General features: G+C 60.7%; 1 protein-coding gene. It reads left to right on the top strand.

Annotated features, from left to right (window positions below; translation table 11 throughout):
* Position 1: 1 nt before the first annotated feature.
* On the top strand, positions 2-496 hold a 495-nt coding region (locus tag AACY08_RS28935), incomplete at its 3' end, for an efflux RND transporter permease subunit (protein WP_339472508.1).

Below are 496 nucleotides of genomic sequence, written 5' to 3'. Positions count from 1 at the left end.
CATCGGCTTCGGCGCGGGACCGACCAAGATCGAACGCGTCGCGCAGCAACGCCAATTGACCGTCGGTGCCGATCTTTCGCCCGGTGTCGTCAGCGGAACAGCGCAGAAGGAGATTCACGCGCTTCCGATCATGAAGGCCCTGCCAATGGGCGTGCGCGAGTTGGTGCTGGGCGAATCGAAGTGGCAGAACGAACTAATCAACAATTTCATCGTCGCGCTGTTTGCAGGCGTGGTGTTGCTGTTTGCGGTGCTGGTGCTGCTCTACCGGCGCTTGCTGCCGCCGTTCATCAACGTGATGTCGCTGGCGGTGGCACCGCTGGGCGGGCTGATCGGCCTGTGGCTGACCAACACGCCGATCTCGATGCCGGTCTATATCGGCTTGATCATGCTGCTCGGCATCGTCGCCAAGAACTCGATCCTGCTGATCGATTTCGCGCTGGAGGAGATGAACAAGGGCATCGACAAAGTCACCGCGATCATCGACGCCGGGCACAAG

This window comes from Pseudomonas sp. EL_65y_Pfl1_R83 (assembly GCF_963970695.1).
GTDB classification, from domain to species: domain Bacteria; phylum Pseudomonadota; class Gammaproteobacteria; order Pseudomonadales; family Pseudomonadaceae; genus Aquipseudomonas; species Aquipseudomonas tritici.
Note: the sequence above shows the minus strand (reverse complement) of the source record. Positions and strands in the feature narration are given on the sequence as shown.